We start from the raw sequence: 25414 nt of genomic DNA on the forward strand, positions 1-25414 counted from the left end.
TTATTTTATATGGTAAAAAAAATAGGTGTACTAACCAGCGGTGGCGACTCGCCAGGTATGAATGCGGCGATTCGCGGTGTAGTTAGAACCGCTTTAACCGAAGGCTTAGAAGTATATGGCGTTGAAGACGGTTACTTAGGATTATATGAAAATAGAATTAATCAACTTCACCGTTATAGCGTATCGGATATTATTACACGAGGCGGAACATTTTTAGGTTCAGCTCGCTTCCCAGCTTTTAAAGAAAAAGCGATCCGAGAACAAGCCATTGAAAACTTAAAGAAAAACGACATTGATGCTTTAGTTGTCATTGGCGGAGATGGTTCGTATATGGGGGCGATGCGACTGACTGAAGAAGGATTCCCATGTATTGGTCTACCAGGTACGATTGATAACGATATTAGAGGTACCGATTATACGATTGGTTATTTTACTGCATTACAAACAGCAGTTGAAGCAATTGACCGTTTACGTGATACCTGCTCTTCTCATCACCGAATTTCTATTATTGAAATTATGGGACGAGGTTGTGGCGATTTAACGTTAAATGCAGCGGTCGCAGGTGGTTGTGAGTTTATGATTATTCCTGAGATCACCAATACAAAAGAGGACTTAATCACTGAAATCAAGCAAGGCTTTGCAAAAGGTAAAAAACATGCCATTGTTGCAGTTGCCGAACATATGCTAGATGTGGGTGAATTGGCTAAAGACATTGAAGCGGCCGTTAAACATGAAACTCGTGCAACAGTGCTTGGTCATGTACAACGAGGTGGCTCACCGGTTCCTTATGATCGTATATTAGGCTCAAGAATGGGCGCTTATGCGGTTGAATTGTTAATCCAAGGACAAGGTGGTCGTAGTGTTGGTATCCAAAATGGTAAGTTAATTCATCATGATATCATGGATGCACTTAACAATATGAAACGTCCATTTGATATCGATCTCTATAATACAGCCAAACGATTATTCTAATTATTACTAATAATCACAGGACGATATCATGCAAATTTTAGAAGATAATGAACGTTTGTATATTAAGAGTCCAGATGGCAAGAGTGAGATTGCAGAAATCACGTTCAGCCGGATTGGTGATGACAAAGCCTCCATTAATCACACTTATGTGAGTGATGATTATCAAGGTCAAGGCATTGCTGGTCAGTTATTCAATCTTGTTATTGAAAAAATGCAACAAGAAGGACGTAAAATTATTCCGATTTGTTCTTATGCTAAACAGCAATTTGAGCGAAGACCGGAACTGCAAACAATTCTAGCTAAATTTTAAATACATATTTTATGTACTAACAATAGGGAAATGCGAACCGCCTTTCCCTATTTTATTTGAGCACTTTATTGCTCAATATCCTGATCATGGTAAAATGACCAGCAATATACTCTATTACGTAGTAGGAATCATTTCATGAAAGTTAAAACTCGTTTTGCCCCAAGTCCAACTGGCTATCTACATGTTGGTGGCGCTCGTACTGCGCTTTATTCTTGGTTATATACCCGCCATGCTAAAGGAACTTTTGTTTTACGTATCGAGGATACTGACTTAGAGCGTTCAACACCTGAAGCTATTGAGGCAATCATCGAAGGTATGAACTGGTTAGATCTTTCTTGGGATGAAGGACCATTTTATCAAACGAAACGTTTTGATCGTTATGAACAAGTTATCAATCAAATGATTAAAGCTGGCAGCGCTTATCGTTGTTTCTGCTCTAAAGAAAGATTAGAACAGTTACGTGAAGAGCAAATGGCTAAAGGTGAAAAAGCCCGTTATGATGGTCATTGCCGTTGTGAGTCAGTCCAAAAATCATATACAGGTAATGAACCGCACGTAATCCGTTTTGCAAATCCAGTTGATGGATCAGTACTCTTTAATGATCTAATTAGAGGCCCGATTGAAATCGCGAATAAAGAGTTAGATGACTTAATTATTCGTCGTACTGATGGCTCACCAACCTATAACTTTTGTGTTGTTGTTGATGACTGGGATATGGAAATCACGCATGTTATTCGTGGTGAAGATCATATTAACAATACTCCACGCCAAATTAATATTTTAAAAGCCCTTGGTGCCCCATTACCACAATATGGTCATGTATCGATGATTTTAGGTGATGATGGACAAAAATTATCTAAACGCCATGGTGCAGTTAGTGTGATGCAATACCGTGATGATGGTTATTTACCTGAAGCGTTACTCAATTACTTAGTTCGCTTAGGCTGGTCTCATGGTGACCAAGAAATTTTCTCACGAGAAGAGATGATCGAATTTTTCACTTTAGACGCAGTTAGTCGTTCAGCTAGTGCATTTAATACTGAAAAATTACTCTGGTTAAATCACCACTACATCAATCACTTAGATGCTGATTACGTTGCTCAGCATTTAATGTGGCACATGCAAAAACAAGGTTATGATCTTAGTCATGGACCGGATTTAGTGAGTATCGTTAAATTATATGGTGAACGTTGTAAAACTTTGAAAGAGATGGCTGAATCTTGTGCTTATTGCTACAACGACTTTAGTGACTTTGACGCTGATGCAGCTAAAAAACATTTACGTCTTGTCGCTAAAGAGCCTTTAGAACTTATTAAACATAAATTGACACAAATATCAGAACTAGATTGGCAGACGGAGACGATTCATCACGCGATCCAAAGCACCGCTGATGAACTGAGCGTAGGTATGGGTAAAGTTGGTATGCCACTACGCGTTGCAGTAACTGGGATTGGTCAATCACCGTCGGTAGATGCAACCATTCAAGCGATTGGTAAGAGCAGAACGTTATCGCGCATTGACAAAGCGATTAACTATATTCTTGCAAGAGCAGATCAGTAATTGGGCAAAGAGTCCCTTTTACGTGCAATCTGCATTAATTTAGTGCAAAATAAAAAATCAGTGTTATCACTGGTTTTTTTATTTTATCGCAAATTATTGTAATTGATCATTCTGACTTGTTTTTATGATCAACATCCCATATGTTATAAAATAGGTGAATGTATCTCGGTAACCATCTACTTTTTAGTAAATTTTAAGTAGATACATAGATTTGGTATGTTTTTTGCATTATTACCTATTATTTTTAAATATAAGTTCGTTACTTAAGCGATATTTATTGTTGGAGAAACTCAATGTGTTCGATTCTTGGTATTCTAGATATTAAATCAGATCCAGAACAACTACGCACCAAAGCGCTAGAACTATCAAGTTTAATGCGTCATCGTGGTCCTGATTGGTCTGGTATTTTTGCTTCAGATAAAGCAATTCTTGCTCATGAACGTCTATCAATTGTGGATGTTAATACAGGAGCTCAACCGCTTTATAATAAAGATAAAACTTTAGTTTTAGCCGTTAATGGCGAAATTTATAATCACCAAGAACTACGTGCTCAATATAAAGATCGTTATGAATTTCAAACTGGCTCAGATTGTGAAGTTATTTTAGCGCTTTATCAAGAAAAAGGTATTCACTGTTTAGACGAATTGCAGGGGATGTTTGCCTTTATTTTATATGATATTAATAAAGATACTTATTTTATTGGTCGTGATCATATCGGTATTATTCCGTTATATACGGGCCATGATGAAAACGGCTCGCTATATGTTGCCTCAGAAATGAAAGCATTAGTTCCCGTTTGTAAAACAATTGCCCCATTCCCACCAGGAAGTTATTTATCTAGTACTGAAGGTGAAATCAAGTCTTACTATCAACGAGACTGGATGGAATATGACAATGTTAAAAATAACCCAACTGATATTAACGAATTACGTACTGCACTTGAAGAGTCAGTAAAAAGTCATTTAATGTCTGATGTTCCTTATGGGGTATTGCTATCTGGCGGACTTGATTCTTCTGTCATTTCAGCAATTACTAAAAAATATGCAGCTCGCCGCGTTGAAGATCACGAGAAGTCAGAAGCTTGGTGGCCACAACTTCACTCTTTTGCAGTTGGTTTAAAAGGTGCACCAGATCTTAAAGCAGCACAAGCGGTTGCCGATCATTTAGGTACCGTACATCATGAAATCAACTTTACCATTCAAGAAGGTATTGATGCTATTCGTGACGTTATTTACTTTATTGAAACTTATGATGTCACTACAATTCGTGCATCAACCCCAATGTACTTAATGGCTCGTAAGATTAAAGCCATGGGCATTAAAATGGTCTTATCTGGCGAAGGTGCTGATGAAGTGTTCGGTGGATATTTATATTTCCACAAAGCGCCAAATGCTAAAGAGTTCCATGAAGAAACGGTACGTAAACTAGCAGCTCTGCATATGTATGATTGTGCTCGTGCGAATAAAGCAATGTCTGCCTGGGGTGTTGAAGCTCGAGTGCCATTCTTAGATAAAAAATTCTTAGATGTAGCAATGCGCATTAATCCAAAAGATAAAATGTGTGGTAGCAACGGCAAGATGGAAAAACATATTGTTCGTGAAGCATTTGAATCTTATCTTCCGGCATCAGTTGTATGGCGTCAGAAAGAGCAATTCTCTGATGGTGTGGGTTATAGCTGGATTGATACATTGAAAGAAATTGCAGAGAAGAAAGTCACCGATCAGCAATTAGAGAATGCGAAATTTAGATTTCCGTATAACACACCTGCGTCAAAAGAAGCTTATATGTATCGCGAAATTTTTGATGAACTTTTCCCTCTACCAAGTGCAGCAGAAAGTGTACCGGGTGGTCCATCTGTTGCTTGCTCAACAGCTAAGGCTATTGAATGGGATGAATCATTCAAAAATCTAAACGATCCATCTGGTCGTGCGGCAGTTGGTGTACATAACGATGCTTATAAAAAATAGACATGGTTAATTAGATATTACCCGCTCTCTTGCTATCGTTAAATTGATTAAATATCAGTTAACGGTAGCAGAGTTTTCATCTTCACTCTGCATACTCTGTTACAAACATTTCAAGAGCTGGCTTATTTAAACGCTGATATTTGCTATAAGCTGTAGCTACCTTCTGACGAATCTGGGCTTTACTTTGATTATTTACCCAACCATCGATCATAGCATAAATGCTATACGCCTCTGGTGCCATACTCTGTGTTGTTAAAATAAGTGGTGTAATGCCTAATCGAGAAAGCGGCGGTGAAAAATAACGCTGGCTTTGACACGCAAATACCGCTACATAACGAGATTGTTGTAGTTGCTGCTGCTCTTTAGATAGAGTTTGCCAGCGCCAATCATCAGGTAAAAACTGTGACCAAGACCATTCCATTAAGAAATCATGACCAACATATACCACTAGATTAGCATCACCACCAAACTTAATTTCAGAACCATTAACATTTAAGGTCAGAGGTAATTGACCAGCGGAGTATGAGATGAAATTATCGACCGCATCACTAATATATTGCCCGTCATAAGCTTCTGCAACAATATAGATATCTTTACTACGATGTTTATAAATAATCTGCTCCAAAATATGACTATTTACTGGCTTAACTGTCTGCACAACCTGCCACTCTGGCTGCTTAGCAAAATAGGTTTTAACACCATAAGCCGCACCCCAATAAAGATTATTTCTGGGATCTTGACCATTACCAATTAATGCTGGTACTGGTGCAATTTGTTGGTATTTATTATCACACAATGCAACAACGAGATGAATGACTTTAGTCTCAGCCAATCCCGTAAAAGAGAATAATATTATAAATAGCGTTGCCAATTGTAAGTAGGTACTAACTTTTTTCATTACTCACATCCTCATCAGCAACCTGATACTTAACTACAACCTGATTTTGATATAGCTGCGTTGAACTTAAACAGACTGGCTGTGCATTGACATTATATTTAGTTAAAATATCACGCCAAATCTCGTTATGACGGAAAATAACGCCATTTTTTCTAACAAATTGATGATTTTTTTCGTATATATGAAAACTATATTGACGAGGAACATCACATAAAAGTTCCCCCTCCAGTTGGTGCTCACTTACATTTAGACGAATCTGGAAATGTTTGTCAGTAGGATTATAAAGAACCAGATCAATATAGTTATAAAATATTGCAGCTCCAGAACCAAATGGCAATACTCGTCCATCATCAGGAAATGGATCAAAACTATGATTAGCTCTCTCAATAATTTTTAGCTCAGAATGTAGTGCTAACCAGTGAATTAAATTACTAATCTGACAAATTCCACCGCCAATACCACTACGAGCTTGCCCAAAAGAGAGCTCCATACCGGCAATAAAACCTCTTTTGCGAGTCGGTAAACCGACTAAACGACAAAATGAAAAGTACTCTTTTGGCCCGATAATAATACCATCTAACTCTTTAACAGCCAGTTTCAAATTAGTGACTTTATTATATTGCAGCTGGATATCGCTATCACCCAATCGACGAATTAATTTAGAAGTATGCTTTTTATAACGATAAGGTAGTTTTTCACTAGTAACAAGAGATAGGCTGTATTTACGTGTTGTAGCATACCAAGACAGGTAACGAAATAACCTCCGTTGCCATACTCGTAACCAATATAGTACAGGATGATAATGAGATAACGGTTTACGCATAATGATATTATTCTATTTTTTATTATACTGAAAATGATATTCCTATATTGTGAAGTGAATATGAAGAATAGTTAACCCGATAAAATAATTAATATCGCTACGGCTAACTATCAACTGCTATCGACTTAACTTAAATATATCTGTGATATGGATCATGCCAGTTACAACATTCTCATGATTAATAACAGGCAATACCGTAATTGGGCTTGGTTGATGATTTTGCATGAAGTTTAATGCACTTAAAACCAATTGTGATTCATGAATGGCGGTAGGATTTATAGTCATTACATCGTTAACCGTTTTAGAGAAAAAATCAACATTGCACTTTAAGCTACGGCGAATATCACCATCAGTTATAATCCCTAGTAGATGCTGCTTATCATCAACCACCGAAATTGCACCAATACCCGCATCTGTCATAATAAAAAGTGCCTCTGATAATGGTCTCTCTTTTGTAATAATCGGATTTCGATGAGTTTGTTCAAGCAGTTTATTTAAAGTTAATAAACGCACGGATCCCAAATTACCGCCGGGATGATAAAAAGCAAAATCTTGTGAAGTGAAGCCTTTCATTTTCATTAACGTAATAGCTAAAGTATCGCCTAAGGCTAGCTGAGCGGTAGTACTATTAGTCGGTGCTAAATTAAATGGACAGGATTCACTATCCACCGCAGCATCTAAATAATATTTAGACTGTTTGGCCAGAGTCGATTGATTGTTTCCACAAATGGCTATCAGTGGGGCACCTATTTTATTAATCACTGGCAAAATATTGAGTATCTCTGCGGTTTCACCACTATTAGAAATAGCAATAACAACATCTTGTGGAGTGACCATACCAAGATCACCATGAATCGCTTCAGCGGGATGAAGATAAATAGATGGAGTCCCCGTACTCATCAGTGTCGCCGCTAATTTGTGTGCAATATAACCGGGCTTCCCCATACCCGTACAGATAACTCGTCCTTTAATAGTAAGAATTAATTCAATAATATTAATAAATTGCTCATCAATTCGAGGAATTAATTTCTCAATAGATTGCGCTTCTGATTTTAAGATACTTTGTGCATATTCGATTATATCGACACTCATTGCTCTCTATTCTTTATTTAATGACTTTGAGATATTTGAATCGATTTTAGTAAGAAAATATAGAGGTGGTTATCTAGATTAACAGAAAACTCATCATGGAGTTTAAAAAAATTGACTCACTTCACAATTATAGCCACAAAGATTAACAATCTTATTTCCATGGGATAATAACAGCATAATAATGGCAATAATTATTATCAATAAATGACTTTCAACAGAAAGGAGTTTTACTCGACTAGATTATTTATCAATAATCTAGTCGAACTATTTTAATGAATAGTGTTAAGATTGAAACATAAAATCAAGAATCAACAGATGATTATTATCTTTATATTGTACTTTTTTTACATTAGTAATATCTTTTTTTAACTTAATAACAAAATTAATATTATCTTGTTTCTCAATACTTTGAATTGACTCAATAGCACCCGATATCTTTTTTACCCTACTATTTAAAAGCCTAATAAGCTTTTCGCTGACATTCGTTTTATTAAGAACTAACGTAAATGAATCAACACTATCTTCAGTCAATGTATAGTTAATTGGTTGAGAAGATTCAACAACAAAACGAGAGTAATTTTTATTATCCCCAATACGTAAATCTGTAATTTGGTTATTGGTATTAGCTTTATTAACTTGAGATGTCGTTTTTTTCGTCTCTGGGGAACTCACAGGGACAGGAGCAACAGGTTCTGTTTTCTTAGTATTTGTCGCTTTTTCTATCGCTAATTGTTGTTTTAATTTAGTTAAATTATCCTTGGCTTTTTCATGCCCACCTGCGGCTGCTTTTTCAAACCAATAAATAGCTTTATCAGTATCAACATCAAGATCACCAAATCCAAATTGATACACTAGACCTAAATTGTTTTGAGCTGGAGTATATCCCTGTGTCGCTGCTTTTTCATAAAAGGTGATAGCCTTAAATGTATCTTGTTCAACACCTTTACCATTCGCATACAAAATACCTAAACTATTTTGAGCTACTGGATCGCCTTGTTCCGCTGCTTTTTCAAACCATTCAATTGCTTTTGGATAATCAGGTGAGTCATCGTAGCCTAGCCCTCTTTGATACATGATACCTAGCATTCTCTGGGATATTACAGAGCCTTGTTCAGCTGCTTTTTGATACCACGAATAGGCTTGTGGGTAATTTTGTACTGCGCCTTTTCCGTTATAATACATATAGGCAACGGCTACCATTGAAGTGAGATCGCCGCGTTCGGCTGATTTTGTATACCAATCCAGCGCTTTTGAGTAATCTTGCTCAATTTTATCACCTTTATAATACATATTTGCAAGCTGGTTTTGAGCATAAATATCACCTTGATTAGCAGCCTTTTCATACCATTTCATCGCTAATTCATAATCAGGCGTCACCTCTTTACCATCGGTGTAAATAAAACCAAGTGTATTTTGGGCTAATCTGTCATTATTCTCTGCGGCTTGGTTTAATAATTCCAGTCCTTTATTGAAATCACGATTAACCCCCATACCACCAGTATACATTAATGCAAGATGATATTGCGCTGGTGCATAATTTTGTTGTGCCGACTTCTCTAACCACTCCTCTGCCTTACTATAATCTTGGGCAACACCATCACCGTTAAAATATAACGCACCTAAATAATATTGCGCTACCGGGTGTTTCTGCTCTGCTGCTTTTTCTAACCAAGCTAATCCTTTATTATGTGATTCATTATTATCAAGTAGTAATAAACCTAAAGAATATTGACCTTCAGCATAATTATTTTCGGCCGAACGTGTATAATATGCTAACGCATCATACACATTGACTGCCACACCTTGCCCATTAGCATACATTAAACCAGCTATATACTGTATCTGCCCTTGATTGGTTGGTACATTAATACAATTTTGGACGGCTTGGGTAAAATCACCACTTTTTAGCCCATCGAAATAAGCCGATAAACAAGCATCAACTTTTGCTTGTTCTGCAGAAGGCTTTTCAGAAGATTGAATATCGGTAGCAAAAGCACTACTGCTTAACATTAAAAATAGCGAGATGATATATCGTTTCATCCAAAATCCTTTTATCTAATCATTAAAACTGATTAAAATTTGACACATAACTTGTATTTAATGAGTAATTATTTTTACATTTATCGAGATAAAAATAATTCAATTAATAAAGATAACTAATTAGTTTAATTATAACAGATTCAATTATCCTACTTATAAATATATTTTATTTATTCTTGGAACCGAGCTATAAATAATATACGCCCGTTACAGTCAGCGGTTGAAGCTATAGTTTACTCTTTTATTCCAATCAATTGTTTAACGAAAAAGTGTGAATATCTTTCACAAAGCTTGAGCTCACTCACAATTGTTACAACGAATTGTGAAAGTGTTAACACAATAACATAAATCCTATTTTTACTAGATTAGAATCTAGCCACTCTTAGCTGACATAAATAAGAAAAATAGTATGGAAGAGAATATTCCTAGATATAAACAAATTTTAGAACATTTAGATAAATATGATTCTACGACAATCAATCTATTATCTAATTTATTTTCAGTGTCACATATGAGCATCCGACGGGATCTTAAACGACTACAAGATAAAGGGTTAGTTAAAGTTGCTTATGGTGGTGAAGTTAAGCGAAGTTTCCTCAGTGGAACGCCAAAATACAATATGAAACAGAGCCGCTGTTCCGAAGGGAAAAAGATAATTGGAAAATTAGCTACAGAATTATTAGAACCTGGAATGGTCATTTTTATTGATGGTGGTACGACGATGCGTGAGTTTTCATTAAATATTACTGTACCACTCACCGTAATTACACCCGATCTTTATGTTGCAGTCGAACTTGCACAAAAAACGGAAGTAAAAACAATTATCTGCCCGGGTGAAATTCAAAGCCATGGGATGGCAACCTACAATTCACAAACTATGAAATATCTATCAGAGCAAGTCATTGATCTAGCTTTTATTGGTGCAGATGGTTTTAGCTTTGAAGACGGTGCATTAACAACAAATCAAGTCAAAGCTGACTGTAAATGGATGGCAATCTCGCGTTCCATTCAATCAGTTTTATTGGTTGATAACAGCAAATTGGGGCTTCGCTGCCGCTATAAAATTTGTTCATTAGAAAAGTTTAATTACATCATTAGTGAAAAGAGATTACCAGAGGAGATGGTAAAAACATTAAATAATCAAGAAGTAAAACTGCTCTATTAGTTTTTAAAAATAAGCTTTGTTTGCAAAAAATAATAAAACACGACATGTCGTGTAACCATAAATTTAAAAATACAGAGGGATCATATATGAAAGTAGCCGTTGTAGCCGACGATTTAACTGGTGCAAATGCCACCAGTGCCTTACTCAGTAAAAAAGGCTTTAAAGCAATAACTTGCTTAGAAAAATTTCATGAAGATTTAACGCAATTTGAAATTGTTTCTTTTGCTACAGATTCACGTTCTATCCCTTATAAAGAAGCTTATTCCAGAGTTGTCGACTGTATTAATCAATTCAAAAAATATGAACCGCTCATTAGTAAGCGAATTGACTCTACTCTACGCGGTAACTTAGGAGCAGAAGTTGATGCCGTAATTGATAATAATCCAAATCTAATGGCATTAGTTGTGCCCGTATATCCATCAAGTGAGCGTATCTGTGTTGGAGGATCACTACTTGTTAATGGTATTCCACTACAAAATACTGCAATGCGTAATGATCCAAAAAATCCAATGACCGAATCATCTATTTTAGAATTATTCCGTTGCCAATCACGTTATCCGGTTTCTCATATCTGTTTAAAAGAGGTGCTTGAAGGCAAAGAGCGTATAGAACAACGCCTCAAACAAATTTATCAACAGGGTGGCAGAGTCGTTATTTTTGATGCAACAACTGATGCTGACATTAATGTTATAGCTCAAGCATCAGAAAGTACCAAATTACCCGTATTTTGCGTTGATCCAGGTCCATTTACTGCACAATTTGCACATCTTCGTTATGCCAGTGAACGAAAAATGGCCAATAAGGTATTTATTGCGATTGGAAGCGTATCGGAACTAACCCAGCGCCAAATCAAAAAACTGAGATACGACAGAAAAGTTTGGTTAGAAACGATTTCAGTACAGACACTTATTGATATTGCCAATGATAGTAAAAAATCAAAAACCATTGTTGATAAATTATTAAGTAAGCTTGAACAAGTAGATTTAATCGGTATTGATACTGTTGAAACGCCTGATGATGTATGTGATTTATCCTGCATTGCGGAAAAAAATAATCTGACCATTGTCGAAGCTAGTAATGCTTTAAATAAAGGTATTGCAGAGATTACAGGACAAGTATTACAAAGCAAAAACTCCCCTATCAGGGCAATTTATACCAGCGGTGGTGATGTTACCGTTAGTGTTGTGAATCGTTTGGGTGGTTGCGGCTTTTTATTAAAAGATGAAGTCGAACCCTTAGCTGTCTATGGACATTTAGTTGGTGGGCAATGTGATGGTTATGCCATCGTCACTAAAGGTGGTTTTGTTGGTAATGATAATACGTTAGTACGTTGCATTGATTACCTAACAACCAAAATATCTTCTCACGAAAGTAGAACAGCCACAAATTAGTTTATTACTGTACAAATTATTTTGAATAAATTATACAAGGAGTTAAAAATGAGTCATCGTTGTTTAATTGGTGTTCCAATGGGAGATCCAGCAGGTATTGGTCCGGAAATCGTAGTAAAAAGTATTGCCGATCCACAAACTTATCAATACGGCTGTGTTGTCGTTACTGGAGATCAAAAAATATTGGAGAATGCTTGTCATTTTTCCAATATCAAATTAACCTTTAATATTATCGAAAACCTTCAACAAATCATTGATAAACCTGGTGTTTTGAATTTAATTCAATGCGGTAAAATAAATTATGACACATTTAAAAATGGGATGATTGAAGGTCAATGTGGGCAAGCTGCATTCGATTATATCAAAACAATCACTGATTTAGCTTTAGCGAAAAAATTAGATGCTATCGCCACAACACCTATCAATAAAGAGTCGTTAAAAGCAGGAAAAATAAACTATATTGGCCATACTGAAATTTTGGCGGATCTTACTGGTACTAAAGATCCATTAACAATGTTTCAAGTAAAAGATTTAAGAGTTTTCTTTTTAACTCGTCATCTTTCGCTGGTTAATGCAATCCAATCTCTAACCCCAGAAAGAGTGTGTGATTATGCTCAGCGTTGCCATGAAGCGTTAATAAAACTTGGCATTGAAAATCCAAGAATGACGGTTGCCGGTATCAATCCACACTGTGGCGAACACGGTCTATTTGGTCATGAAGATGATGATATCTTATTACCCGGTATCGAAATGGCAAGGAAAAAAGGGATCAATATCACTGGACCAAAACCAGCAGATAGTGTGTTCCACTTTGCTTTAGGAGGAGGCTATGATGCAGTCCTTTCGCCTTACCATGATCAAGGTCATATTGCGACTAAAATGGTCGATTTTCATCGTACTATTTCCATTACCAACGGTATGCCAATTCTTCGTACATCCGTCGATCATGGTACAGCTAATGATATTGCAGGAAAAGGAATCGCCAATCCAATTAGCTTAATTGAAGCGATACGATTAGCTGCACTATATGCACCAAATTTTAAATCTTAAATAGCGTTAGTCATTTACTATTTACTAATCTTTAAGTGTCCCCTCAAGGACACTTAAAAGGAGATTTTTATGCTAAAAAAATCGAATAACCAAAAATCACTTTATCCCTATGTTGTGCTTAATAGCATTATTTTATTAGTAGTGGGATTAATTGTTTTTTATTTAGGAACACTGGAGACAACTGAAAAAAATAGCCTTAGAATGATTGTTGGTTTACTCATCGCCATTGCTTTACTTCTCTTTATGATTTTACAGACTCGAATTCCTGCGTTTCCGGCACTCATTATAGCGGCAATTATCACCGGTTCTCTTGGTGGAATGCCGAGTGAACTAATGATAGCAACTATCAGTAAAGGATTTGGCGGAACACTTGGTCATATCGGTATTGTTATCGGTTTTGGCGTAATGATGGGCTCAATTTTACAAATGAGTGGTGCCGCCCAAAAAATGGCGCAAGTATTTATTCGTTTACTCGGAAGAGGTCGTGAAGAGTTAGCGCTTGTCATTATTGGTTTACTCGTCAGTCTGGCTGTTTTTTGTGATTCAGCGTTTATTGTGCTTCTACCATTAGTAAAAGCTATTTCACGTAGTACGGGTAAATCCGTCGTTGGTTTAGGTGCCACACTTGCGATGGGGTTAGTTATCAGCCATAGTATGATTCCACCAGCAGTAGGTCCTTTTGGTGTTGTATCTCAATTTGGTATTGGTCTTGGCGAATATATGTTATGGGCAATGATCATCGCGATCCCGATTACCATTGCTGGCTTTATTTATACGCGTCATATTGGTCGGACAATTTACCAAGTTCCCACAGCTGATGGAGAGAATTTTACACGCGAACGGTTAATTGTCTCAGAACAAGCTATCGATAATGATGAGAAATTACCAGGAACACTAGTCTCATTCGCACCAATCTTTGTACCGATTATTTTAATATTAAGTGCAACATTAATCACTGAAATGAAATGGACTAGCACTATCGCGATAATGCTAAAAACAATGGGACATCCTGTTATTGCTGTTGGTATCGGGTTGTTAGTGGCAATTCTTGGACTGAGTAATAATTTTCCTCGTAAAGAAGTCGTTCACCATATGGAGGGATCGATTCGTTCTGCTGGTATTATTTTACTCGTTATTGGTGGTGGCGGTGCGCTTGGAATGGTATTACGTGATTCAGGCACGGGGAAAGTGATTGCTGAATATATTGTTGCAATTGGTGTCCCAGGTATCTTACTGCCATTAACAATATCTACGTTGATTCGTTTAATTCAAGGCTCAGGAACCGTAGCGATGATAACCGCAGCAAGTATTACAGCGCCAATGATTGGTACCTTAGGCGTTCATCCGATTATGGCAGGATTGGGCTGCTCAATAGGTTCATTTATGTTTTCCTATTTTAATGATGCTTATTTTTGGGTAGTAAACCGCTCACTTGGTATTACCGAAATAAAAGAACAGATAAAAGTTTGGAGTATGACATCGACGGTTCTTTGGGCTGCCGGAGTTGTTACCCTATTAATTGTTAATGCACTTTTCTTTTAACATCTAAACAATATTAAGGTGGTTTACAATCACCTTAATAGTCAGATAAAATAATCAAGATTAAATATCACAAGTAATAATACCAAAAATATTTAACTGATTTCACCTTGCTTTAGTAACATATCAATATAAATAGTGACCCACTAAATCATTATACCCAATTATTCTATATAACTTTTCTACACTACTACCAAAGAGGTAATCCTTGTGGGTAGTTATATTATACGTGAGGTTTTATACAATACTCATAGCTGAAAATTTAAGATAAAAATTAAACTTGGAGTATTTATATGAGCAAAACCAATCTCGTTATTATTGGCAATGGGATGGTTGGTCATCGCTTTATTGAAGAATTAATCGACAAAAAGCAGTCTGATCAATTTAACATTACCATTTTTTGTGATGAACCAAGAGTCGCTTATGATCGTGTTCACCTCTCTTCTTATTTTTCAGGACATACCGCTGAAGCTTTATCTCTAGTACGAGATGGATTATATGAAGAAAATGATGTGAATATTTTGCTTGGAGAGCTGGCTATTTTAATCAATCGACAACGCAAAGAGATTCATTCTCAAACAGGGCGAATTGTCACATACGATAAATTAATTATCGCTACCGGTTCATACCCTTGGGTTCCACCAATCAAAGGGTCTGACGGTCCAGACTGTTTTGTTTATCGAACTATCGAAGATCTCGATGCAATACAAGAGTGTGCTAAACGAAGTAAAAGTGGTGCTGTTGTTGGTGGTGGTCTATTGGGTCTTGAGGCTGCTGGTGCTGTCAAAAACTTAGGTATGGAAACCCATGTTATTGAATTTGCGCCGGTATTAATGGCGGAACAATTAGATAACATTGGCGGAGAACAGCTACGTCGAAAAATTGAAGAGATGGGTGTAGGTGTTCATACGAGTAAAAATACTCAAGAAATTATTCATACCCCACAAGGTAAAATCATGCAGTTTGCTGATGGAACAGCGTTAGAAGTTGATTTTATTGTCTTTTCAACAGGTATTCGTCCTCATGATGAACTGGCAAAAGCTTGTGAGCTAGAGATTGGAACTCGTGGCGGTATTGTGATTAATGATTACTGTCAAACATCTGATCCTGATATCTATGCTATTGGAGAGTGCGCTTCTTGGCAAGGTAAAGTCTTTGGTCTAGTTGCACCAGGCTATAAAATGGCACAAGTTGCACTTGCGCACTTAACCGGGCAAGAAGCAACATTTACCGGCGCTGATATGAGTGCAAAATTGAAATTAATGGGTGTTGATGTTGGTAGTATTGGCGATGCTAAAAGTCGTTCTTCAGGCTGTCGTAGCTATGTCTACCTCGATGAAAGTATTCCCGTCTATAAAAAATTAGTTGTCTCTTGTGATAATAAACAACTACTTGGTGCAGTATTAGTCGGTGACACTTCCGATTATAGTAATTTATTACAGTTAATGCTCAATAAGATGGAGTTACCAGAGCATCCTGACAGCTTAATTTTACCGGCTTATGCAGGTGCAAAACCAGCGATGGGGGTTGATGCCCTACCAGACTCAGCACAAATCTGCTCGTGCTTTGATGTGACTAAAGAAAAAATTATTAATGCTATCCACGCTGGTTGTCATACGGTTGCAGCAATTAAAGCAGAAACAAAAGCCGGAACGGGTTGTGGTGGATGTCTACCATTGGTTACTCAAATTCTTAACTTGGAGCTGACCAAACAAGGAATTGAAGTTAGTAACTCATTATGCGAGCATTTCGAATATTCACGCCAAGAGCTGTATCACCTAATTCGCGTTGAAGGACTAAAATCCTTCCAAGAAGTGATCGAAAAACACGGGCATGGTTATGGTTGTGAAGTTTGTAAACCCGCTATCGGTTCAATATTATCTTCCTGCTGGAACGAATATATCTTAAAGCCAGAACTAGTACCGCTACAAGATAGTAACGATATCTTTTTGGGTAATATACAAAAAAATGGAACTTACTCGGTTATTCCTCGTAGTGCGGGCGGAGAAATTACACCAGAAGGTCTAATTGCCGTTGGTAATATTGCGAAAAAATATAATTTGTATTCTAAAATTACAGGATCACAACGTATTGGGCTATTTGGAGCGCAAAAAGATGATCTACCTGCAATTTGGCAAGAGTTAATTGAAGCTGGTTTTGAAACAGGTCAGGCCTATGCTAAAGCGCTACGTATGGCCAAAACTTGTGTCGGTAGTACATGGTGTCGTTACGGAGTCGGTGATAGTGTCGGTTTTGGTGTTGAATTAGAAAATCGTTATAAAGGAATCCGAGCCCCACATAAATTTAAATTAGGTGTTTCAGGCTGTACCCGTGAATGCGCAGAAGCACAAGGTAAAGATATTGGGATTATTGCAACAGAAAAAGGCTGGAACCTTTATGTTTGTGGTAATGGAGGTATGAAACCTCGCCATGCAGATCTATTAGCCTCTGATTTAGATAAAGAGACATTAATTAAGTATCTAGATCGTTTCATTATGTTTTATATCCGTACCGCCGATAAACTACAACGTACTTCAGTGTGGTTAGAAAGTTTAGAAGGAGGAATTGATTACCTACGCAGTGTCGTTATTGATGACAAATTAGGAATCAACGAAGAGTTGGAAAAAGAGATGGCTCGTATCCGTAAATTATTTATGTGTGAATGGAAAGAAACAGTTAATAATCCTGATAAACAAACGCGTTTTGCTCACTTTATTAACAGCCCATTACGAGATGAAAATGTTCAATTTGTTCTTGAACGAGCACAACATCGACCAGCAACACGTTCGGAACGAGAATAAGGCGAGGAAAGAAGAATGAACCAATGGATTACCGTTTGTAAATTAGATGATATTTTACCTGCAACAGGGGTTTGTGCTCTAGTAGAAAAAGCGCATGTTGCTATTTTTCGTCCATATCAAAGTGACGAACTTTATGCCATTAGCAATATTGATCCTTTTGCTGACGCAAGTATTTTATCTCGAGGAATTATTGCAGAGCACAATAATGAACTGTGGGTTGCTAGCCCACTAAAAAAACAACGTTTCCGCTTAAAAGATGGCTACTGTTTAGAAGATGAACAATACTCGATTCCTTGCTATGAGGTAAGAGTAGATGAAAATGGTACAGTGCAAGTTAAAGCAGGCCAAAATCGCTAATGAACTGGCAGTACGCTATTATCTATACTCAACTTTTTAATCAATGTGCAGCCAAAGCTGCACATAATTTATTTAGCCGTTCTTTGAGTAACATAGTATCAGATCAGCATTATTTAGGAACACCGATTATTGGTATACAACACCATAATCTAAACAATCTTAATATAAAGCAAAGCTATTCTTATTGCATAAGAACTGGTATGTTATAGCAATTGGTTCTTATCTATTATTAATTTGTACTATCTGAGGGACTATGGATTATTTACCCATTTTTTGTAAACTAACTAATCGTGACTGCTTATTAGTTGGTGGAGGCGAAATTGCCGAACGCAAAGCACGTTTACTACTTGATGCAGGCGCGAAATTAACGGTTAATTCACCGACATTTACTCCTCAATTTCAAGCTTGGGCCGAACAAAAACAGTTAACACTAACATACAGTAATTTTGATCCTAATCTAGTTATTGATAAATGGCTTATTATTGCTGCTACCGACAATGATGATGTTAATTATCAAGTCAGTCTTGAAGCGGAAAAGCACCAAATTTTTTGTAATATCGTTGACTCCCCCAAAGATGCTAGCTTTATTATGCCCTCTATTATTGACCGTTCTCCAATTATAGTTGCCGTCTCATCTGCGGGTAAAGCTCCAGTCTTAGCCCGTTTGCTACGTGAAAAACTTGAAGGAATTTTACCGCAACATTTAGGAAAATTAGCCAATTACGCAGGATATTTACGGCAAAAAGTTAAAACAGTTTATGGTTCGTTAACAGAGCGGCGACGTTTCTGGGAAAAGTTATTTGTTCATGAACGGTTAGCACAAGCCTTAGCGAACAATGATTCAGAACAAGTCGAGTTACTAACTGATAGATTATTTTCTGAGCCGATCGAAAATCGTGGTGAAGTTGTATTAGTCGGTGCAGGCCCAGGCGATGCTGGATTACTGACCCTCAAAGGGCTCCAACAAATCCAACAAGCGGATATCATTGTTTATGACCGTTTAGTATCAGAAGATATTTTAAATTTAACAAGGCGAGATGCTGAAAGAGTTTTTGTTGGTAAAAGAGCGGGTTATCACTGTGTACCACAAGAACAGATCAATCAAATTTTATTAGAACAAGCGCAAAAAGGTAAACGAGTAGTTCGCTTAAAAGGTGGAGATCCATTTATTTTTGGCCGCGGTGGTGAAGAATTGGAAACATTATATAATGCCAACATTCCCTTTTCCGTAGTACCAGGCATTACTGCCGCATCAGGATGCTCAGCATATAGTGGTATCCCGTTAACCCATCGTGATTATGCACAAAGTATTCGCTTAATAACTGGACATGTTAAAGATGGCAGCCACATCGACTGGCAAAGCCTTGCTGCTGAAAAACAGACATTAGTGTTTTATATGGGATTATCCCAAGCAGAAAGTATCCGTACGCAATTAATAAATCATGGTATGGATAGTAATACACCGGCAGCAATTGTTGAAGAAGGAACCACGACCAAACAAAAAGTACTTGTAGGTACACTCGACAACTTGCATGAATTAGCTTTACAAGCGCGTAGTCCAAGCTTAATGATTATTGGTCAGGTTGTTGCTTTACGGGAAAAATTGAATTGGTTTTTTAGTTCATAAGTACTCATTAAAGTACCTGATTTATTAAGTTCGGTTAATTATAGATCGTATCATCTCAAAACGATAAGCTCGTTCAAATTCACTACGTTCATTAAGGGGAGCAACCCCTTAATGAATTCTGTTCTCAGTTGAGTCACCGCTCGATAACCAATGACTACTCTTTACCTTGCAGGTACCAAACAGTCATTTCCATTCGCGATTTAAAGTTTAATTTTTTGAAAATACTTTTAATGTGAACTTTAACGGTACTCTCAACAATATTAAGCTCTTTCGCAATCAATTTGTTAGATAAGCCTTGTACTAATAAATTAAAAATATCATGTTCCCGAGGTGTTAATGAACTAACATCATGCACTTGATTCGTTGTATGCTCCTCACCTCGCATATAGTTAACGATAATATTCGATATCGCACTATCCATGATTAACTTACCGCTCATCACTTGCTGTAGTGATTGCAGAAAATCCTCAGGTTCCATATCTTTAAGTAGATAACCATCAGCTCCGGCTTTTAGAGCAGTAATAATGTCGTCACGATCATCAGAAACGGTAAACATAATAACCCGACTTGAAATATTGTTTTCTCTAAGTTGGCGTAAAATATCTAGACCATTAACACCATTGATATTGATATCAAGTAGAATAATATCGGGTTCAAGTTCTAAGGCTAATTGCACACACTCACTGCCAATCCCCGTTTCGCCGACAACTTGAAAATTCTCGACCGTATTAATTAGCTGTTTTACTCCATTACGCAACATGGGATGATCATCAATTAACAATACCGTTGTTTTAAATTGTTGCATCTTTTTAACCTTCAATAACAGTAAATGGAATATGTGTATTTCTAAATGTGACTACAATCTTAGTTCCCTTATCTGGGAAGCTTTCAATGACTAAATTACCATTTAGTAATTCCACGCGATCGCGCATAATAATTAAGCCATAATGATTATCTTGACTTGTATGGGTTTGTTGCATACCAATGCCATTATCCTCAATAATTATTGTAATAATATCATCTTCATCAATCGTCGCACTAATCATTACAGATGTTGCATCAGCATGTTTATAAATATTATTTAATGCTTCTCTTATAATTTGTAATAAATGAATCGCGTATTTGCTATCAATAACATTTAACGGCAATTGATAGCTAAATTGAATCGGAAAATTTAATTTTTTATTAAACTCTTTAATTAACTCTTGCAAACTAGCATAGAAACCCGTTTGATTTAGGCGTAAACGGAAAGAGGTGATCAACTCACGCAACTGTGAATAAGCACTATTAATCTCTTTTTTCATATTGCCTAATAAATCAATACTTTCTGAAGAAGCTAGAGAAGTTTGCATCTGTAGACAACTTAGATGAATCTTGATACAAGATAGTGATTGAGCAATAGAATCATGTAATTCACGAGCCATTGCAGATCGCTCTTTCATTAATAGATACTGCTTTTGCCGCTCAATCTGTCGATCAAGAGCAATTGCCATTGTCATTTGTTCTACAATACCCATCACTAAATCTTCTTGTTCAGCAGTTAACAGTGTATTTTTCGGCAAAGTCGCGATCAATAAACCATATTTTTGTTGATTATCTTGCAAGTACCAATAACGAGAATAGCGCTCTTTTTGTTGTACTTGTGCTGGAATCAAACAGGCCGAACACGCTGAGTTTTGACAATACGGTAATTTTTGCTGATTGTCATAACCAATTTCTTGGTAACGTTGTAGATCTTCTGTTTCATAGAAACGGATTTGGAACTGACTTAATGGACTAATACCCTCAAGTTGATGTAGGATTGCTAAAAAACGTTCACATAATGGTTGTGAGGTATGAAACTGCTTAGTAACTTGATATAAAAATGACACAATACTATTTTTATGTTGTAGTTCAGCCGTTTTTTCTTTAACCCGCTGTTCAAGGGATTGGTATTGCAATTCTATCTGTTGCGACATTTCATTAAACGCTTGTCCCAAAATATCGAATTCATTATGTTTATTACTTAATTTAAACCGCTCACTAATATCGTTTCTAGAAATAGCTTCAGCCATTTTTAACAACTGTCGCCAAGGAGCTAGAAGATTTTTACGCAAATAATAAATTTGTAGAATTAAAAAAAAGATAATCACGAGCATAAAAAGTAGTTGCAAACGAGAGATCGTTTGTAACTGATTTTCTGTTTTCTGATCTATATGATGAACTAAGCTATCAATTTGTTGTACATACCTATCAATACTATATCTGACCTCTTCAATCGATTGAGCATTTTTCAGTAAAGGTACAAGATTATCAGTCCACTCCACCTGTAGTTGAGTGAATTTATCAAGTAGTTGATAACGAATTAATAAATCTCTATATTCTGTAGATAAAGGAACGCTAGCAAATAAATCTAATCGAAAGTATTCTTTTTTTTCTAACGGGAGCATCGACAAAAGTTTATAGCTCTTCATACGCAATAAACCTAACTGATTCACCATATAAGCACTACCTTTAGTATCATTTGCAATACTAACAGATAGGGATAATGCCAGTAATGCGATCGCGCCTAAAGAAAGCATTAATAATGTTAATCTTTTAACGATCGAAACTTTGTATCTTACTTTTTTTAACATTTTTTATCTAAAAATTTGCTTAATATCTGTTTGTATTGTAACGCTAAAATGATAACTCCTCAGATCTTTTTTACCACTTTTTACGATCTTTTATGAAACAGCACTTGCAACAACCCTTTTTTTTGCGTAAAATTCTTGCCCTATATGATTAATCTATGCAGACTGTAAATAATATTGAATGATGTCGTCTGCTTTTTATTGCGGAGTTAGATATGTACGCAGTTTTCCAAAGTGGTGGTAAACAACACCGAGTTAGCGAAGGCCAAGTCGTTCGCTTGGAAAAGTTAGAAGTCGAAACCGGTTCACAAATCGTATTCGATAAAGTTTTAATGGTAGCAAATGGTGAAAACATCCAAGTTGGTGCTCCGTTTGTTGAAGGTGCAACAGTTAAAGCAGAAATCGTTGAGCACGGTCGTGGTGACAAAATTAAAATTGTTAAATTTCGTCGTCGTAAACATTACCGTAAACAACAAGGTCACCGTCAGTGGTTCACTGATGTGAAGATCACTGCAATCGCTTAATAGGAGTAACTAACAATGGCTCATAAGAAGGCTGGTGGTTCATCACGTAACGGACGTGATTCCCAGAGTAAACGTTTAGGTGTTAAACGTTACGGTAGTCAAGAAGTTTTAGCTGGCAACATTTTAGTTCGTCAACGCGGAACTCAATTCCACCCAGGTACAAATGTTGGCTGTGGTCGTGATCACACTCTATTTGCACTTGTTGATGGTCAAGTGAAGTTCGAAGTTAAAGGACCTAAAAATCGTCGTTATGTTAGCATTGTAGCAAACAGCTAATTTCGAACGAATTTTATAAATTAGAAGCTCTACATTTTGTAGGGCTTTTTGCATTTTCTACTTCATTAAAATAAATATTATGAGTATGATTACTCCATATTCGACACAAAACATTCACTCTCTGTAGATTACATCATGATAAAGCAACAAAATGTAAAAATGGGCTTTCTATTGGCTATGCTAACAGCCATTATGTGGGGAGTTGTGCCTATTGCGATGAAATATGCCTTAGAAGTCGTCGACCCCTATACCATCGTTTGGTACCGATTTATTATCTCAGCCATTGGATTAACTATCTGGCTTGGCTATAAAAAACAGTTTCCTGATTTTACTATTTTTAAAAAACGTCGACGTTTTATTATGTTAATGGTTGCAGGTTTTGGTTTACTAGGTAATTTCATTTTATTTGCTTCTGGAGTCAAATACCTATCGCCGACAACATCACAAGTTGTTGCTCAACTCGGTATCGTTTTTTTCATGATATCAAGTGCTATAGTATTTAAAGAAAGACTTCGACCATCACAAATTATTGGTATCAGTATATTGTTAATTGGTCTGGTATTATTTTTCAACAAAAATATTTTAGATATGTTTGCTAATTTTTCTCAACATGGATTCGGCGTATTATTAACGTCCTTAGCGGCAATATCTTGGGCTTTATACGCCTTAGCCCAAAAAGTATTACTAAAAAAATTACGAGCAGAGCAGCTACTTTGGCTGATTTACTTAATGTGTGCCATTGTCCTCTTACCGATATCATCGCCAGGTCAAATACTGTTAGCCAATGTGTGGCAAATTTTCGCTATTATTTTTTGTGGTTTAAATACCATAATTGCCTACGGGGCATTAGTTGCCGCAATGGAGCGATGGCAAGCTGCACAAGTTAGCGCAATAACGACTTTAACTCCGCTATTTGCATTAATTTTTTCGGATCTATTTGCTTTAATTTGGCCAGAAACTTTTGTGATGCAATATCTAAATATTCTTGGTTATATCGGTGCTTTTGCTGTAGTATGCGGGGCAATGTTTGCAACAGTTGGCCATCACATATGGCATCATAGAAAAGGTTTTTCATTTAAGAACCGCAAAAAAGGAGAAATAGAATGAAGTTTGTTGATGAAGCTTCAATTCGCGTAGAGGCCGGTGATGGCGGTAATGGATGCGTAGGATTTCGTCGCGAAAAATATATCCCCAAAGGTGGCCCTGACGGCGGTGATGGCGGAGATGGCGGCGACGTATATTTTATTGCTGACGAAAACTTAAATACTTTAATCGATTTTCGTTTTGAAAAAGCCTATCGTGCCGGACGAGGACAAAATGGTCAAGGTTCTGACTGTACAGGAAGACGCGGTGATGATATCACGGTTAAAGTCCCGGTTGGAACACGAATTATCGATAAATATACTAATGAAATCATTGGTGATTTAACCAAACACCAACAAAAAATCATGGTCGCAAAAGGCGGTTTTCATGGTTTAGGTAATGCGAGATTTAAATCTTCTGTAAATCGTGCACCAAGACAAAAAACAGATGGAACACCGGGTGAAAAACGCGATATTTTATTAGAGTTATTGCTACTGGCTGATGTGGGAATGCTGGGTTTACCTAATGCAGGTAAATCAACTTTTATTCGTGCAGTTTCAGCGGCCAAACCAAAAGTAGCCGATTATCCATTTACAACATTAGTACCAAGTCTTGGTGTTGTGAGAATGGATAATGAGCAGAGTTTTGTAATCGCAGATATTCCAGGATTAATTGAAGGTGCATCAGAAGGTGCTGGACTAGGTATCCGCTTTTTAAAACATTTAGAGCGTTGTCGTGTTTTAGTTCATCTAATTGATATTGCACCAGTTGATGAATCAGATCCCGTTGATAATGCAAGAGTGATTATTCAGGAACTGGAAAACTACAGTGAAACTTTAGCAAAAAAACCACGTTGGTTAGTTTTTAATAAAAGTGACGTATTAGGTAAAGAAGCTTCTGCAGAAAAAGCAGCTGAAATAGTTAAGCAACTTGGCTGGCAAGACAAATACTACTTAATCTCAGCCATTATCCAAGATGGCGTGAAACCACTGTGTTGGGATTTGATGAGTTATATCAATGAGCATCCAAGAGAGCAAGAAGAAGCAGAGCAACCTAAAGAGAAAGTTGAATTTATGTGGAATGATTATCACCAAAAAGTGATGGAAGATACTTTTGAAGATGATGAATTTGACGATTGGGATGAAAGTGATGAAGAAGGTGTTGAAACTTTCTATGAAAAATAGTCAAAAATCAATTAATTAAAAATAATTTTTAATTTTATTAACTATTTTGATAAATAACACTTGCATAAGTTAATGATAATCATTATCATTAACTCATACTTTAGTAGATACCTCCACAGGTGGTCTAGCTTCGAAAAAGTATG

Annotated in this window: 21 protein-coding genes; 15 read left to right on the plus strand and 6 right to left on the minus strand. The window is 36.6% G+C overall.

What is annotated here, in order from left to right:
• Nucleotides 1-9 precede the first annotated feature (9 nt).
• From pfkA to asnB, 4 genes are all read left to right on the plus strand, one after another.
• A complete protein-coding gene (pfkA, locus tag RHO11_08600; GenBank protein ID WVD60554.1) occupies nucleotides 10-972 on the plus strand; it encodes a 6-phosphofructokinase in 963 nt (320 codons plus the stop codon).
• Nucleotides 973-1000: 28 nt separating this feature from the next.
• Entirely contained in the window at nucleotides 1001-1282 is a 282-nt protein-coding gene (locus RHO11_08605; GenBank protein ID WVD60555.1) for a GNAT family N-acetyltransferase, read from the plus strand.
• A gap of 135 nt (nucleotides 1283-1417) precedes the next feature.
• The gene (gene gltX, locus RHO11_08610; protein WVD60556.1) at nucleotides 1418-2842 is read left to right on the plus strand and encodes a glutamate--tRNA ligase; all 1425 of its coding nucleotides are present in this window, start codon (nucleotides 1418-1420) and stop codon (nucleotides 2840-2842) included.
• A 293-nt stretch (nucleotides 2843-3135) separates the two neighbouring features.
• The gene (gene asnB / locus RHO11_08615; protein WVD60557.1) at nucleotides 3136-4809 is read left to right on the plus strand and encodes an asparagine synthase B; all 1674 of its coding nucleotides are present in this window, start codon (nucleotides 3136-3138) and stop codon (nucleotides 4807-4809) included.
• Nucleotides 4810-4891: 82 nt separating this feature from the next.
• Here asnB and RHO11_08620 read toward each other — a convergent pair whose 3' ends face one another.
• From RHO11_08620 to RHO11_08635, 4 genes are all read right to left on the minus strand, one after another.
• A complete protein-coding gene (locus RHO11_08620) occupies nucleotides 4892-5707 on the minus strand; it encodes a hypothetical protein (protein WVD60558.1) in 816 nt (271 codons plus the stop codon).
• Entirely contained in the window at nucleotides 5694-6530 is an 837-nt protein-coding gene (locus RHO11_08625) for a VanW family protein (GenBank protein WVD60559.1), read from the minus strand. Before RHO11_08625 ends, RHO11_08620 begins: the two co-directional genes overlap by 14 nt.
• Nucleotides 6531-6647: 117 nt before the next feature.
• Nucleotides 6648-7622 carry a KpsF/GutQ family sugar-phosphate isomerase gene (locus RHO11_08630; GenBank protein WVD60560.1) on the minus strand — a complete coding sequence of 325 codons (975 nt, stop codon included), beginning with the start codon at nucleotides 7620-7622 and terminating at the stop codon, nucleotides 6648-6650.
• Between the two features lie 282 nt (nucleotides 7623-7904).
• The gene (locus RHO11_08635; GenBank protein WVD60561.1) at nucleotides 7905-9662 is read right to left on the minus strand and encodes a hypothetical protein; all 1758 of its coding nucleotides are present in this window, start codon (nucleotides 9660-9662) and stop codon (nucleotides 7905-7907) included.
• A gap of 409 nt (nucleotides 9663-10071) precedes the next feature.
• On the opposite strand from RHO11_08635, the gene RHO11_08640 reads away from it, so the two are divergent.
• From RHO11_08640 to cysG, 7 genes are all read left to right on the plus strand, one after another.
• Nucleotides 10072-10827: a DeoR/GlpR family DNA-binding transcription regulator gene (locus RHO11_08640; protein ID WVD60562.1), complete on the plus strand. Its 756-nt coding sequence runs from the start codon at nucleotides 10072-10074 to the stop codon at nucleotides 10825-10827.
• Between the two features lie 86 nt (nucleotides 10828-10913).
• Complete coding sequence (locus RHO11_08645) at nucleotides 10914-12218, plus strand: four-carbon acid sugar kinase family protein (GenBank protein ID WVD60563.1); 1305 nt, start codon at nucleotides 10914-10916, stop codon at nucleotides 12216-12218.
• A 48-nt stretch (nucleotides 12219-12266) separates the two neighbouring features.
• Nucleotides 12267-13268, plus strand: a complete 1002-nt coding sequence (pdxA, locus tag RHO11_08650; protein WVD60564.1) for a 4-hydroxythreonine-4-phosphate dehydrogenase PdxA — start codon at nucleotides 12267-12269, stop codon at nucleotides 13266-13268.
• A gap of 69 nt (nucleotides 13269-13337) precedes the next feature.
• Nucleotides 13338-14810, plus strand: a complete 1473-nt coding sequence (locus tag RHO11_08655) for a gluconate:H+ symporter (protein ID WVD60565.1) — start codon at nucleotides 13338-13340, stop codon at nucleotides 14808-14810.
• Between the two features lie 290 nt (nucleotides 14811-15100).
• Nucleotides 15101-17608, plus strand: coding sequence for a nitrite reductase large subunit NirB (gene nirB, locus RHO11_08660; protein ID WVD60566.1), 2508 nt, complete (start codon nucleotides 15101-15103; stop codon nucleotides 17606-17608).
• Between the two features lie 15 nt (nucleotides 17609-17623).
• Nucleotides 17624-17965 carry a nitrite reductase small subunit NirD gene (gene nirD / locus RHO11_08665; protein WVD60567.1) on the plus strand — a complete coding sequence of 114 codons (342 nt, stop codon included), beginning with the start codon at nucleotides 17624-17626 and terminating at the stop codon, nucleotides 17963-17965.
• A gap of 253 nt (nucleotides 17966-18218) precedes the next feature.
• Complete coding sequence (cysG, locus tag RHO11_08670) at nucleotides 18219-19592, plus strand: siroheme synthase CysG (GenBank protein ID WVD60568.1); 1374 nt, start codon at nucleotides 18219-18221, stop codon at nucleotides 19590-19592.
• Nucleotides 19593-19746: 154 nt separating this feature from the next.
• Here the strand turns inward: cysG and narL are convergent, their stop codons facing one another.
• Together narL and narX are read right to left on the minus strand one after the other, a co-directional pair.
• Complete coding sequence (gene narL / locus RHO11_08675; GenBank protein ID WVD60569.1) at nucleotides 19747-20397, minus strand: two-component system response regulator NarL; 651 nt, start codon at nucleotides 20395-20397, stop codon at nucleotides 19747-19749.
• Nucleotides 20398-20401: 4 nt separating this feature from the next.
• Nucleotides 20402-22207, minus strand: coding sequence for a nitrate/nitrite two-component system sensor histidine kinase NarX (gene narX, locus RHO11_08680; protein WVD60570.1), 1806 nt, complete (start codon nucleotides 22205-22207; stop codon nucleotides 20402-20404).
• A 212-nt stretch (nucleotides 22208-22419) separates the two neighbouring features.
• Here narX and rplU point away from each other — a divergent pair, with 212 nt between their 5' ends.
• The 4 genes from rplU (at nucleotide 22420) to cgtA (ending at nucleotide 25271) form a co-directional block, all read left to right on the plus strand.
• On the plus strand, nucleotides 22420-22728 hold the full coding sequence (gene rplU / locus RHO11_08685) for a 50S ribosomal protein L21 (protein ID WVD60571.1): 309 nt from the start codon (nucleotides 22420-22422) through the stop codon (nucleotides 22726-22728).
• Nucleotides 22729-22743: 15 nt separating this feature from the next.
• On the plus strand, nucleotides 22744-23004 hold the full coding sequence (rpmA, locus tag RHO11_08690) for a 50S ribosomal protein L27 (protein ID WVD60572.1): 261 nt from the start codon (nucleotides 22744-22746) through the stop codon (nucleotides 23002-23004).
• Nucleotides 23005-23139: 135 nt separating this feature from the next.
• On the plus strand, nucleotides 23140-24111 hold the full coding sequence (locus RHO11_08695; GenBank protein WVD60573.1) for a DMT family transporter: 972 nt from the start codon (nucleotides 23140-23142) through the stop codon (nucleotides 24109-24111).
• Nucleotides 24108-25271 carry an Obg family GTPase CgtA gene (gene cgtA / locus RHO11_08700; protein ID WVD60574.1) on the plus strand — a complete coding sequence of 388 codons (1164 nt, stop codon included), beginning with the start codon at nucleotides 24108-24110 and terminating at the stop codon, nucleotides 25269-25271. Before RHO11_08695 ends, cgtA begins: the two co-directional genes overlap by 4 nt.
• Nucleotides 25272-25414: the final 143 nt, after the last annotated feature.

The sequence above is a fragment of the Orbaceae bacterium BiB genome (assembly GCA_036251205.1).
Taxonomy (GTDB): Bacteria; Pseudomonadota; Gammaproteobacteria; order Enterobacterales; family Orbaceae; genus Orbus; species Orbus mooreae.